The organism is Pandoraea apista (assembly GCF_001465595.2).
Taxonomy (GTDB): domain Bacteria; phylum Pseudomonadota; class Gammaproteobacteria; order Burkholderiales; family Burkholderiaceae; genus Pandoraea; species Pandoraea apista.
Genome location: NZ_CP013481.2, coordinates 449,686 through 462,503, shown reverse-complemented (window position 1 = coordinate 462,503; position 12,818 = coordinate 449,686). Strand labels below are relative to the sequence as shown.

Annotated in this window: 14 protein-coding genes and 1 pseudogene; 5 read left to right on the top strand and 10 right to left on the bottom strand. The window is 53.9% G+C overall.

The features are described 5' to 3' along the window. The first annotated feature begins 168 nt into the window (after window positions 1–168). Both AT395_RS02175 and AT395_RS02170 read left to right on the top strand, forming a co-directional pair. Window positions 169–720 (top strand): DUF4339 domain-containing protein, encoded by a 552-nt coding sequence (locus AT395_RS02175; protein ID WP_048628188.1) that lies wholly within the window; start codon window positions 169–171, stop codon window positions 718–720. A 57-nt stretch (window positions 721–777) separates the two neighbouring features. Further along, the gene (locus tag AT395_RS02170) at window positions 778–1,134 is read left to right on the top strand and encodes a hypothetical protein (protein WP_048628189.1); all 357 of its coding nucleotides are present in this window, start codon (window positions 778–780) and stop codon (window positions 1,132–1,134) included. A gap of 183 nt (window positions 1,135–1,317) precedes the next feature. On the opposite strand, the gene AT395_RS02165 is transcribed toward AT395_RS02170, so the two are convergent. Further along, window positions 1,318–1,839 carry a hypothetical protein gene (locus AT395_RS02165; protein ID WP_048628190.1) on the bottom strand — a complete coding sequence of 174 codons (522 nt, stop codon included), beginning with the start codon at window positions 1,837–1,839 and terminating at the stop codon, window positions 1,318–1,320. Between the two features lie 150 nt (window positions 1,840–1,989). Between AT395_RS02165 and AT395_RS02160 the strand changes: the two genes are divergently transcribed. Further along, window positions 1,990–3,045 carry a hypothetical protein gene (locus tag AT395_RS02160; protein ID WP_048628191.1) on the top strand — a complete coding sequence of 352 codons (1,056 nt, stop codon included), beginning with the start codon at window positions 1,990–1,992 and terminating at the stop codon, window positions 3,043–3,045. Window positions 3,046–3,247: 202 nt separating this feature from the next. On the opposite strand, the gene AT395_RS02155 is transcribed toward AT395_RS02160, so the two are convergent. The 7 genes from AT395_RS02155 to AT395_RS25445 form a co-directional block, all read right to left on the bottom strand. After that, a complete protein-coding gene (locus AT395_RS02155; protein ID WP_048628192.1) occupies window positions 3,248–3,580 on the bottom strand; it encodes a hypothetical protein in 333 nt (110 codons plus the stop codon). Between the two features lie 285 nt (window positions 3,581–3,865). After that, the gene (locus tag AT395_RS02150) at window positions 3,866–4,240 is read right to left on the bottom strand and encodes a hypothetical protein (protein WP_048628193.1); all 375 of its coding nucleotides are present in this window, start codon (window positions 4,238–4,240) and stop codon (window positions 3,866–3,868) included. A 41-nt stretch (window positions 4,241–4,281) separates the two neighbouring features. Further along, complete coding sequence (locus tag AT395_RS02145) at window positions 4,282–4,476, bottom strand: YqaE/Pmp3 family membrane protein (RefSeq protein ID WP_048628194.1); 195 nt, start codon at window positions 4,474–4,476, stop codon at window positions 4,282–4,284. A 99-nt stretch (window positions 4,477–4,575) separates the two neighbouring features. Then, window positions 4,576–5,319 (bottom strand): hypothetical protein, encoded by a 744-nt coding sequence (locus tag AT395_RS02140; RefSeq protein WP_048628195.1) that lies wholly within the window; start codon window positions 5,317–5,319, stop codon window positions 4,576–4,578. 178 nt (window positions 5,320–5,497) lie between these two features. Then, window positions 5,498–6,496 carry a hypothetical protein gene (locus AT395_RS02135; RefSeq protein WP_150691303.1) on the bottom strand — a complete coding sequence of 333 codons (999 nt, stop codon included), beginning with the start codon at window positions 6,494–6,496 and terminating at the stop codon, window positions 5,498–5,500. Window positions 6,497–6,758: 262 nt separating this feature from the next. Beyond that, entirely contained in the window at window positions 6,759–7,127 is a 369-nt protein-coding gene (locus AT395_RS02130) for a hypothetical protein (protein ID WP_048628197.1), read from the bottom strand. Window positions 7,128–7,343: 216 nt separating this feature from the next. Then, window positions 7,344–8,096 (bottom strand): hypothetical protein, encoded by a 753-nt coding sequence (locus AT395_RS25445; protein WP_048628198.1) that lies wholly within the window; start codon window positions 8,094–8,096, stop codon window positions 7,344–7,346. Between AT395_RS25445 and AT395_RS26275 the strand changes: the two are divergent. Further along, a pseudogene (locus AT395_RS26275) lies at window positions 7,993–8,403 on the top strand (hypothetical protein); the annotation flags it as partial. The gene AT395_RS25445 and the pseudogene AT395_RS26275 overlap by 104 nt on opposite strands. 278 nt (window positions 8,404–8,681) lie before the next feature. On the opposite strand, the gene AT395_RS02115 reads toward AT395_RS26275, so the two are convergent. After that, window positions 8,682–9,491 (bottom strand): peptide arginase family protein, encoded by an 810-nt coding sequence (locus tag AT395_RS02115; RefSeq protein ID WP_048628259.1) that lies wholly within the window; start codon window positions 9,489–9,491, stop codon window positions 8,682–8,684. 304 nt (window positions 9,492–9,795) lie between these two features. Beyond that, on the bottom strand, window positions 9,796–10,959 hold the full coding sequence (locus AT395_RS02110; RefSeq protein WP_082164683.1) for an inovirus-type Gp2 protein: 1,164 nt from the start codon (window positions 10,957–10,959) through the stop codon (window positions 9,796–9,798). 822 nt (window positions 10,960–11,781) lie between these two features. Here AT395_RS02110 and AT395_RS02105 point away from each other — a divergent pair. Then, complete coding sequence (locus AT395_RS02105; protein WP_058375279.1) at window positions 11,782–12,723, top strand: hypothetical protein; 942 nt, start codon at window positions 11,782–11,784, stop codon at window positions 12,721–12,723. The last annotated feature ends 95 nt before the right edge of the window (window positions 12,724–12,818 follow it).

Below are 12,818 nucleotides of genomic sequence, written 5' to 3'. Positions count from 1 at the left end.
CTGATTAACGACGCTGTAAACACATCAATTAATGATGACTATATACTACAAATATATTCTGATCCTTTGGTGCGTCAACCCGCCATGACGCGATTGGCATTTGACGAGTTGATGTACGCCCATCTTTGCAGAGTAAACACGACAATCACTTAGGGAGAAAATGGCTTCATGACGGATTCATGGCATTACGAAAAGGATGGCCGGCGCATCGGCGCCATCAGCGCCGCCGAGGTCGGGGAGTTGATTCAGAACCGCACTATCGACGGGAATACGCTTGTCTGGTCGCAAGGCCTGGCAGACTGGACACCACTCGCGGAGACTGATCTCGCTGTGCATTTGCGCCAAGCGAGCGCACCACCAGTGCTTCCCGCGACGCGCATTGGCCACACAATTGTGTGGATTCTCGCCTTCGCTCCAATCATCGGGGTACTTCTTGAGGCGATCTTCGCCGCTGCTATTGTCCCCGACTACATGGCCAGTGCAGCGGCTACCGCAGCGTTGCGGTCAAACCAGTACTGGTACATCACGCTGTTGGTCAACATCGGTTTGAGCTTACTGGACGACCGGCAACTCAAGCGGGCAGGCGTCAATACGTCGGCTTTCGGCAAGTTTGCTTTCATCGTGCCCGTGTACTTGTGGAAACGGGCCGCCTCTCTGCGCCAGCCTAAAGCGTACTTCTGGGTTTGGATCGCAACGTTCATGCTCGTTGGACTTATCTAACCGCCTCAATAAAAGACGAATCGGTACATTTCTTGCCCCATCATCCCAAGGAAAACCATGAAGAAGATCACCGCAATTATGGCTATCGCCATCGGCCTTGCCTGCTCGGCGACTGTATTTGCAGCGAATCACATCGGACAGTGCGTGTTTCCCAAGACAAAGGCCGGCGCGGGAGGCCGGCTTGTCATGAAATCGCAAATCAGTCTCGCCGACGCACCGAACACCAGCGCAAACAAACGCGCGCTCACTTCGCTGGAAGCGTTCACCATCAAGGCGCAGGCGCCTGGTGGTTACGTCCAACTTGTGACGGTGCCGGACTACGATAAGCCGAATCCGAATCAGAACGCCGGGCGTATTGTCGGGTGGGCTAAGTTGAGCGACTTTGATTTCCAGGATCAACGCAACTGTAATTGACATACATAGAGGGGGCGTGCCAATTGGCACGCCCCCTCTATGCAACATATCTGTTTTTTCTTTAACTCGGGGATGCTGCCCGAGCATCACGCAGCGCAAATGTACTGTGGCAGTCCCCGTCAAATCTCCCCCCCCCCGCAAGCAAGAATCCGCCCAGCGACGACTGATTCAGTCCGAAGAGCGTCAACGCTCCCACATCGGCTTGAGATCCGAGTTTGTGACTAAGGCGTATAGAGCAACACTCGCCTCATGGACCTTGGCAGTGGCCTCCTTAATGTCCGCGAGACGTACGAGCTCCACCGATGTCTTAAGCACGCCGCGTGCCGACATGTACGAGATGGTCACCTGACCGTCGTCATTCACCGTTAACGCATTGTGGGCATACTTGTTGCGCGCCGACTGCGCTGCCCTGATCTTTTTGACGACCCCCTCATACGTACGCAAGTGAGAAAAATCGTTTACGAGCTGCACACACAAAGCGCTCACAATGTCCACACGCTGCTGAAAATTGCTATGTGCCACCATCGTCAATGCACGCAAATCCAGAGGGGAGTCATAGCCGGCCAACTTGGCGATTGCCATTGCGATTGTTGATTCTAGAGACCCCCAGACGCTCACCATGCGGCCGAGCTCCATCAGATAATCATCAGGCACTGGCCAATTCGCGTTGAACTCGCCTCGTTTGGATGTCTTCTGTATCGTCATTGCTGCATCTGATCAATTCGTTTGGAAACCAACATATACTATCCTGATATATATACTCGACTACGCCTAGGGTACCCGCTATCTACCGTGCGAGCTGTCGTACACATAGTCGACGCATCCTGATTGCGTCATACCAAATTGCATAGAAATATGGCAAACATGGCCCCGTTCATAGCAAGACCATTGTCCTATTTTGACCGCGCTGGTGAATGTAACTTCCCGTCCCCAGACCTCATTCGCGCTAACGCCCGGCAGGGTGTCGTCACAGCGCTAGTCTTAGACGCGAACATTTGCCTCAATTTGTCAAATTATTCGCGAGGCCAGAAGGACCCTGACAAGGAGTCGACATTCCGTCAGTTTCTCCTGGCAGTCGAGCTAGTCAATGTGGATGTTGTTCCGTATTTTGGATGCTTGGAACTGGCATCATCACGCGAAAGCGATCTGCTCGACACGGACAAATTATTGAGCATCACCTCAAACGTCGCACGCGCGCTCGCGCAAACTGAAGAGTCGTTGGCGATGGGGCGCAGCGCACAAACCAAAATTCTCGACACGTTGACGTTGGACGACACATCCATATCGGAGGTACGACCCTTACTGCGCTATGCATACTGCTGCTTTCTAAAGATATTCGAAATTCGATCGCACGGTTTTCTGAAGGATAGGGCGGTCAAGAACTTCATTGCGTTCTTCGACTGGTGCGAATCGATGAACTGCCACATCGCACTGATTTCACAGGCCGCACTCGCACTCTTTGGTGGAGCCAGTGACGCAAACAAACTTCTGAGTCTTCGCAAGGGAAAAACCCCGCTTGATGCAGCGTGGGGAGCGGCATGGGATATCTGGCATTGCTGGATGGTCCAAAACTATCTTCCGACGCTACCCGTGGACGGGGTATCGCAGCACCCGATCTTCGTCACTGATGATGCGGCGGCCGCATATATTGCAAAACTATGCGTTCCTCGCGCATTGATTCTGGATTCCGGCCAACCTTTCTTGTCTGCCTCTGCCGTAGACTACGATTTCCCGTTTTACGCTGACAAGCGTGAGCGCCTAAATGAGCTTCTAAAGGGGAGGAATTCGGCGCGATCAAGACGCGTACTAACGAGCATGCTCGAGGGGGCGAAGGTTGATAACTCCCAGATTGAGGAAGAGATCGAGCGATTGGAGAAGAGCATTCTCACCTCGTGGAACGATGCCGCGTAGGAGAACCGTCACGACCACAAGTTGAGCAAATGCAATCGCTCGAATGGCCTTCATTGCCCGACTTGTGGCAATGCCGAATTCCCTCGCATTCGAGTCTATACGCAGTATAGCTACCATCGCCTACGCTCTTTGAACTCCCAAGTTGGGCCAACATGCAGGAATCGATGCGATTGGCGCGTCGAATACGTCCCAGTACCGAACGTTACGCTCGAGGATAGACCTTACCGCTGCTTCGATACTTCCGAAGAAGCTCTGTCAAGAATGAATCCACCGCATCATAGTCGTTGAGAAACGCCATAGCCTCCGGATCCTTCTCATCGTCCTCGGGAAGGTCATGAGTCACAAAATACTCGAGAACCATCTGCCATTTAACGTCTTCTTCTTCCGTGATTTGGTAGGTCGCGTTCAACCACGCGTACTCCTCGGATGTTCCGTCCAAGCCAAGGCTGCCCCAGACTCGCTCCATCTCACCGATGATGGAATAGAGAATCGAAGTTTCAATTCCGTCATCATTTTCGCCCATGGTTCCAGTCATAATTCTTCCGTTAGGTTTTCTTGAGCAGGAAGACTCGGTACGCCCCGTACCCGGCAAAAATTGGCCGGGCGTATTTCACTCCGAGAAAAATCCGGCGCCCCACGCTCCGTGTGTTAGGGCTCCGTATCAAACAAGGCCGGAAAATCCTGTTTTGTCCCGAGGTGTAATGCTCATCCGTCTACCGCTCCCTAGCGGAACGGGCGCGTATGCAATTCAGCTCATTTCGAACGTACCCGCTGAAAGTGGTAAATCAATCTCTTAACGCGTCAAACTAATTTCCCAAGTTCAGTCATCGATTCGATAAATGCTGTAGCTGATTATCGTATCCACGATGAACGTGCTATCGTCCACAAATCCGACAAACACACCGTTGGGGTCTATGATCATGCCGGCAAAGCCGTCGCGCGGCTCTGACGGCCATCGGAAATCCGCCCTTTGCTCGCCACCCGGTCCGTTCGGATTGAACAACACTCGATCGGGAAATACGCGGGTAATCACGCGCTCAACTCCCTGCAGCTCATCTGGAAGTGGCATGTCACTCCCTTTCAGTTGGGTCGCCAACAACGTGATTCTTGCCCCCTCCTTTGCTCTGCGCTTCAGCGCAGCCAGAGTCCTAGGATTCTCCATCCCACTACCGAATATCCTCTTAAGAATAGACATTCCGAAGCCCTCCAGATGAAGTGTCGGTCAGCGTTTTCTCGCTACCTGCGGTTAGCCAAGGCGCGCTCGATTTTCTTGTCGGTCTTGTACTGGCTCAGCGCATACACAGACCAGATCGCGGCCGGAATCCAGCCGATGATCGTAAGTTGTAGAAGCAGACAGACGATCCCGGCAAAGGGGCGCCCGATAGTGAAAAATTGAAGCCACGGCAGAATCAACGCAAGCAGCAGACGCATGTAATTCCTCTTACGATTAGTGTTCCGGCCTCGGGTCGGTGTGAGGCGCTTTGCGCCGATGATAATGCTGCAGATTCGGACGGGAACCCCGCACAAAGGTCACTTCCGACCTGCCCGCAACTCCGAACAGATGTTCTGAAATGGTGGTCTTGTCAGGCCAAGATGGCTAGCAAAAAGTTCGAGAAATGATAGAGCACCGCTGAGAGTCCTCTTGGCACACTCGTATCCGAGCACTCGATACGGGAATTCCGGTTGCGCTTCCGACGCGAACGGATTTGGCGTCAATTTCGGACGCCCCTTGAGCTTCCGCTCAATGGATTTCCAGCTCCCCACCACCGTCACAGATGTTCCGTCCAACGGGAGATCAACGGACTGAGGCTTGTAGTGCATCAACGCGTTACGAATATCGATACCAATCGCCAGATCCTGCGCAGCCGGAGTGCCGAGATCTAGTGGTGCCTTATCAGCCAACAGGCACGCAAACTGAAACTTTTCCAATATGCTCGCCTTTTCAACAATTGAAGTTGCATTCCAGCCTCTCGCCAATCGATCCACGGCTTGCTCTTCTAGGCCGACGAGGTGATACATATGAGCGTCCGCGCAGTCCGAGAAAAACTCGTTAATGGACGCCTCCACTCCCGCGACACTCATGAAAATCGAACCCGAAACGGCCCCCTTGTGTTCGACCGCCTCCCCCGCATTGAAGCCGCCGTATGCGGCTTCAATGCGGGCTGCGACCTGAGCTTGGTGAGCCGCAGTCGCAAGATGATTAATCGAGAAGTAAGACCGCATTGTCAATGCAATCGCATCTGCGACCGATGCAGTCCCGTTCAACTCAGGCATAGTTAGTCATAATAAGTAGAGTTTACGGATCGCCATTCGAACTACACGTTTTAGTCTCACAAACGTTCGCGACATTCTCACTAGATAGCACGCTCCCCTACGCCGTATATTTGCCTTTCTTCGAATCAACGATGCTACCGGGAGCTCGAATTGATAGTTTTCAGAGCGATCGAGCCCGCTACTCCATCTGGTCAGCAGATCTCCAGATGAGGGCCAACCTCGCATTGGATTGCGTGCGCGCATTTTGGGCCGTCGAAAACGCATCGTGCAGCACAGGGACGGTGGCGTTGTACGACGCGACAGCTTGAGATAGCGCCTTGCACGGCCCCATGTCAGGGATAGCGTCTCCCCTTTTTACTGCGCCCCCATCCAAACAGGTCCCGCGCCACGCTGAGATCCGAGCGTTGAGAGAATTCTCCGTCGAGATCGCGTCGTTGTGGGTACGATCGAGACCGTCATCGGCCATGGATAGCTGAGACTTATCACCGCCCATCTGAGCAACAATCATCGCAGCCTGACCTTGCGCAATACTATTGCCGGATGCCTTGAGACGCTGTGCCTGAGTGAGCTTCGCCTGTTCCACTATCACAGCACGCTCATAGTAGGCCTTGGCCTTGGATAGGCGCTTGATATGCTGATCGGCACTGGCTACAAATCTATTGATATCGCTCGCGAGAACGCCAACTTGGCGGTTTAGTTGATCGACCTGCTGACCGTGTCGGCGTGCAGCCACGATCGGTTGCCCGATTTGATTAAGCTGGGCAACTGCCGATTCGAAATCGGAAGGGCGCCCCCTAGCGAAATGCTGGACGGCGGTTTGATTACCGTTAGCAAAGTTCAGGTCAATCCCATCGCGCGTCACTGCACCACTGAAATTCTTGCCGATGGGCAGGATCGCGGCCAAAACGGTAAGTGTAATGCTGCCCCCATCAACCGAGCCGGACACATTGGCGTCTCCAGATGACAGTGTCCCGTCATTGTTGAGCGTGGTGTGGCGGAGTGTGCCGGTGAAGCGGTGATCGGGGGTCTCGGTGATTTGAAGTAGCGCAGCTTGATTGTCGGTATGCGACACATAGACCCCGGACACCGAACGGCTATCACATCCCGTGATTAGCAATGCTCCCGCCACGATCGCCCAAAGACACTTCACACGACGTCCAGCAAATAGGTCGTTCATGTCTAGCCCCCGTGGGTTCATACCCGACTTTCAGCGCAGTATAGCGCCCGTGTAATTTCTACCGGTAAATGCAAAAATCACTGAAATTTCCACCGGAGTTTGTAAATGGGTGATCTTCTGCATAACGCGCCGCTTCGCTGTATCCAGCGGAGCAATTTGCGATATGGGTAGCGCTGCTCCTTGATCTCAACCAAGGTGCCGAAGAGATCGAAGATCACGACGTGCATACATTTTCATCCTCCTGCAGCTCATGCAGCCGCGTTCACGCGGATACGCTCGGAAGCAGTTCGTCCATCCTATCCACCAGCACCGCGCTCCACAACATCGGGTCTAGTTTTGAATTTCTTGCCCCGGTTTTCCTCTCATCGTCGGTTCTCTTGGGATGATGGATGCGATGCATTTTAATCTTGGCGAACATGGCATTCGCTCGGTGCTGGTACTGCACGGATGGCCACTTATTGTGATGATCCGGCCATCTGTTTTGCACCGCAGTGAGCACGAGAAGTTCGGAGAATTGACGGTCTTCAAACCTGGAAAAATCTGACAAGTGCAGCAGGATCGCGCATTGGCCAGACTCCCCATGTTTGAGTTCCATCTCCATAAGATGCGCGAACTCATTTTCGTCGTTCATGGCAATCTCCGCCCAGACGACTTGACGAGTCACCGATTTTTACGAGCACGCTTTCACACTCCATCACTTCAGGCTCACCAGTCGCCGCCGCGTCGCATTTTCTCCCTTCTTTACGTGGTGCGGCCTGTTTTTTCGGGCTGCGCAAGATATTCGTGAGTGCAGGTCGCTCGCCATCGCGTCAAATTTTATTTCGCATCGGCAACGCAACCGCCCAAGCTAGGCTCCCACGCGGTTCCGGGTCACGCCGCTGAAGCCAAGCATCCTAAGGTATTCGGGGAACTCTGCAAGAAAGGCGTCGTGACACCTTTCCACGAGGAAGGTGATGTCCTGGACGCGCTTTCCGGCGACGCTGTCTGTAATGGGCTGCAGGGCTATCTTGGGACGGTCACAATTGTGAATGCAGTCGTGGCGACGCTGGAATATTTCCTCGAAGCAATTCTCGAACTGATCCAAAGCGTCGCCCCGCGCTTTGGCCTTATCTGTCGCGTTGAGAGCCCGATACGCCGTCTTCGTGATTCCGAACAGGCGAGTTTTGGCCTGCGTGTGCAAAATCCAACTCTCGATAGTTGTCTGGGTCAGAATCTTGTGTGTTTTACGGAAAAAGTGGTTGAAGAGTTGCTTGATCTTGTTGAGGGACAATACGTTCTCGTCCTCAATTAGCTCGCGGGCGGCCATGCGCCACCGCCAGCCGCCTGCATCTCTGATCACCGCTATCGCGGGCACCTTGAGGTTATTCAATCTATCTGGGAGGTTCACCGCGGGTTGTAGATCCTTCGCTCGAAGCGTGCGAGCAATCAGGTCGGCGTATGCATCGGAGAAGTATGCGTCGCAAGCGCCCACCGCCATCATCCACACACCGCGTAGTATGTCGTCTCGCAATCGGCTGGCTGGCAACGTCGCTGCGTGGATAAGAAGATCCGCAGCGCGCTGCATATCCTCGTCGAAGTGCTGTTTCGCTGTTGCTAGCATTTGTTGTCGCGGATATTTAGGTTTGCAAGAATTAATGCCTAGAGCGTCGGCCTGTGTCAAGTTTATTCCCTGCGGTTCTCCTGTGGAATTTTCGTATGTTGGGGAGCGGCGTCTTTTCTACGTGGCCCTCACCAGGGCTCGCCGTAGCGTGGCCATGTTTACGACACGTGGACAGTGTTCCTTCTTCTTGCGGGAACTAGAACAGAACGGCGAAGTGTCGATCACGGACGCCGACGGACAGGTCATTGAGGAAGAAGAATGCCCATCGTGCAGACGAGGGATTCTGGTCTTGCGCTCCGGCCCCTACGGAGAGTTTCATTCCTGCTCCAACTTTCCTGTCTGCAGGTACAACCCCAGGAAGCGTGGAAACGCGTTGGCGCCAGCAAATACTTCCGGGACAACGGTGAGTCAGACCAAACGCCGCGTCGCTGAGCCCCCTTCGCGCCCCTTCGGATGCCCTGCTGTGGGCATTCCGTTGGGACGGCGACCCGACGGTCCGTTGTCACGCACAACCACTGCGGCCAGGGAATGGCGAGGTCCCTGCAGCGCTTCCCGATGGTTACGCGCTTGGAACAACGTTGTCGCTCAGGTCAGTGCGATCTTAATCAGTCGCAGCATATTCGCCAGCAGTGATTTCGCGGTGATCTTCGATCCCGGAAGCCGGAGATTCCGCACGCACGCGGGTTCGGTCGCGACGGTGATCGCAAGCGCGTTTTGCACGAGTTGGTAAAAGGTTGCCGAATCATTCGGGGCGATGGCTTTCTCAGTGTGGAAATAGTCCAAGTCGATGTCCAGGACGTAGGGCGCCTCGCCAACGCCGGGCTCCCCGTTGGCCCGAGCCTTGGCGTCGAGTTCGGCGATTTCGTGGTTCAGGTGCCACGATTCGAGCGCCTGATCGGCGCGCAAGCGCTCGCACTGGTCGTCGTGGATGGCCTTCGGGCATGCGATCGCGGCACACCCCGAGTACGTCTCGTAGACGTGCCCCACCGGGTCTGCACGGTTCGAGCCGTCCGTGTTAATCACAAACGCGCGGGACAGGATGTCCGCCGCGATCGCGGTCCGGATGTGCTCGTCGTGCTTGAGGTTGACGATGGCCCGGTTCACGCTGGCCTTGGTCGTCCAAGTGAGGTTCCTGAGCAGGCCGCCCGCCATCGCGTCGATCGCCACGGTGTTCCGATTTTGGACCATCCCCGGGCCCGGGTGCACCGTCCAGTAGCAGTGGTTGTCGAACGGCGATCGCGTGTCCGTGTGGTGATCGAGCGTGAGCAGCGCCGGGGCGCCGACCCCGGCCTGTTCCTGGCGGCGCCGAACTTCCGCCCAGCCGCCGAGGACGTGGTGGTGATGCTTGACGACGTACACGTCCTTGCCACCGATGATGTGCTTCTGGTGAGCCATGCTGGTGATGCCCTTGTTGCGAGAGGGTACCAGCATACAACGAGGCGCGGGATGGCATGGCCCTTACCCCCGTTGGGGGACGGCACATCAAGCGCAAGAGCCTCGCGCGCCTCCGTGCAATCGAGGCCTGCCCCGTGCTCGCCAAAGCCTTATCCACCGCTGTGCTCAACATGCCCAGTGGCAGGCGTGATGGCCTGCTGAAGGTAACCGGGCGGTGAATCGTCCGGCTCAGCATGCAGCGGGCGGGGTGCAGCACAAGATCCTTGGGGTTAGTTATGTCGCTCACGCTCGCCTGATTGCGACCTCAATGCCCCATCGTCAACGTACAAGCTTTTTCGGCCGGTTTGATACGTAACATTTGCATTTTGTCCTTGGTCAAATAACAGACCAGATACTCGACGAACTTCGAAGCTTCCGCTGGATTGGCTCTATTGAGCCCATTAAGAACCCATCGCCCCTGAGCTTCAAGCTCTGCGCGGCGAGATCCCTCGTGGCAGTCGAACGTCAGGCCATGCCCACGAGTGACTTTCCGCCAACGATCCTCAATACGGCATTTGAAGCCTTCCACCTGCGCTTGGGTCACACGAGTCGCGTCAAAGAAAAATACGCAGTGGAAATGATTCGCCCTGTGTATCCCGCCTTGCTCCATTTTGCAGATATAACCGACCATGGGCTCGAATAGATCGTTATCCGCTCCCCGCTGGTTATCGAAGAACCGATCTCGATCTGCCATGGCAATAGCAGGGTCGAAGCGAGCGGCAGTTTCCGGTCGTCCGTGTCCCGACGGGACATTCGAGGCAAGTTCCAACCAATTCCCGTTCGAGAGCGCCCAGCTAGTGCGCAATCGGGTATCGGCGTCACTCATCGCGTAGTCCGTGTAGTGTAAGTCACACCGAATCTGGTGAAGAGAAGGATACGCTGCTTGTAGTTTTGCGACATAGCGTCGAATAGCCTGCTCCTGGTCTTTTAGATTGGCTCGCCAATCACACAACCTCTTCTTGACACCACGCCGAATTGCTTCAATCCGTAGGCAACCCACGAAGTCGTTGTAGAGCTTCGCAACGTACACTTGATCGCATGGGCTAGCGAGAACACCATTGCTGAATACTCCAGCAAATGGGTGTTGTCGGAAACAATCAAAAAACAGTTGCAGATCGGCGCTGTAGTGATAGCCAGGCCGGTACAGGTCCATCCACCGTGCACATGACGGAAGGAATCCAACCAGGCTCCGGTAGCCATAGACACCTACAGGGTTACGTACAGCGACTTCTCGTCCCCATTGAATCCGGATATCAAAGGGCACTTGGGTGGTGCGCAACACACCTGCGAGGAAACTATCAAGCTGATTGAGTACCTTAGCGTACTCACCGACCTCCCAGTACCGCGATGGTGATGCTACCTGCCGGTCATCCCATTGCGTGAAGGGACTGGACTCGGGCGGATTGAAGGGCGTTGTGTTCTGGAACATTTCGGATCTCCGTGTTAGGACATTCGATAGATGAACCAGATAAATTTTTATCAGCGACAAGAGGAGTACGGCTCCTCTTCGTAGGTATCGGGACTACGTGCTGCGCAACTGGTGGAGGCTGATGATCCGATGGCATTGGCAGATGCCAGTTTAATACCACGACAGTAGACCGAGCAGTCCGTCTACTGATGGCCGATAGGGATGCGAGTGCGATGCACCTTCGCTAAGGAGTGGAGGTGAGTCTACAGGGGAGAGATTGATGATGAATACTACTAGACAATACTCAAGACAATCTTAATATAGGAGGCAGAGAAGCGCAGAGAGACAAATGCCCAACGCTATCTGGCATTCTTTGATTATGATCCAAGGAAACACTGGGGTTTCCAACTCTATCGGGATTACGGAATTATCCCGATAGAGCCACATCTCAATCCCCGGGGAAGCAATACCCCAAAGGGCTAGCCGCGAACACAATCTCGAGTTATCCCGACCTCGGGGCATCACCGCAATGTTGCTCAGATCATCGTCAGTTGAGTTGGTTATCCACCAGCGCGAGAATACTCGCGATCGAACGCTCTGAAGCATGCGTCTGGTTACTTCACTGCCCCCTTTCCTGGCCTTCATACCACAGGCAAATCAACCAGGCTTCTGATACCTCACAAGCTGTAGTGCCTTGAGTACAGGGCATGTTTGGTTGAAATACAGTCTACGATACATCTAGAGATCTTCTTGATGTCTTCTTGAATGCGTCCGGATTCTTTCTTGGTGTACTCTACGGTATCTTCTTGAAAATAGCTTCGCATCACGGTGAACCGACAAACTATGGTTATTCAATATTCCGACCCGCATGGAGACATTTCAAAGCTCTGGGGGAGTAACGTATCCGCGAGAGAAGAGAGATGGTTGTGGCTGCGGCTAAAGTACTTCCCCTACTTCACACCCACTGCGCTTTGGCCAATGCCAGATTCCGTCGGCATGCCCCCGAGTCCAGACAGCACAATAACCGCAGGAGACATAAAAGCTGAACTCGGGCAGCTATTGAAAAAAAACAAAGTCATAATTCCGATGCTCCGTGCGGGTCGCTGCTTCACTCAGGACGCAGACTTCGATTGGATCACGGATAATGCTCGTCAGCTCTATTGGTTGATCAACGCCCTCCACTCGGCATTGAAGTTTGAAATCGGTGATGCCAGGGCAAGATTTAGTAGTCGCGATTACTACATTTGCCTAGTTGATCTTGTTATGCAGCCCATCGCGGACAAGCTGCACTACATCAAGCAACAGCAACAATTATGGGCAGGGCATCTGCGAAGCACTTCTTATCTCGATTGGTTTTCTGATGACATCGACGAGGAGCGACATGCATTTTCCTGGAAAGCATTAGAGTCGCGACTGGCACCAGCAATGCCATTTTTTCGCTGGGGCGACGCAGACACATGGAGGCAAAAGGGAGGAGTGGGACTGAAGTGTTTTTTCGATTCCCTCCGGATCTCTGACCACGAAAAAAAGAGCCACGTCGATCACATCCGGAAGCTTTGGAGTCAACGAAAGTATCGAGAGAAATTGGAGAAAAATAAAGTTCGCCAAAGAAACTTCGTCCTTTCCGATACAACAATGGCAGACCTCGACAAGCTCGCCAAGCAGCTTGGCATATCCCGTACTGAGACACTAGAGCGACTGATTGAACTGGCCACCAAACAAGGAATTTCAGACATCCGTATGACATCGAATATTTCCCTCCAGCATCCCATAGAGTCAAGCTAACTCAATACGTCACATCTGAGTGCTCGATAGTAAAATAGGGTCGAAAATGTACATCACAACTCGAGATCAAGCTGCTGTCTACATTTCCTAGCAAT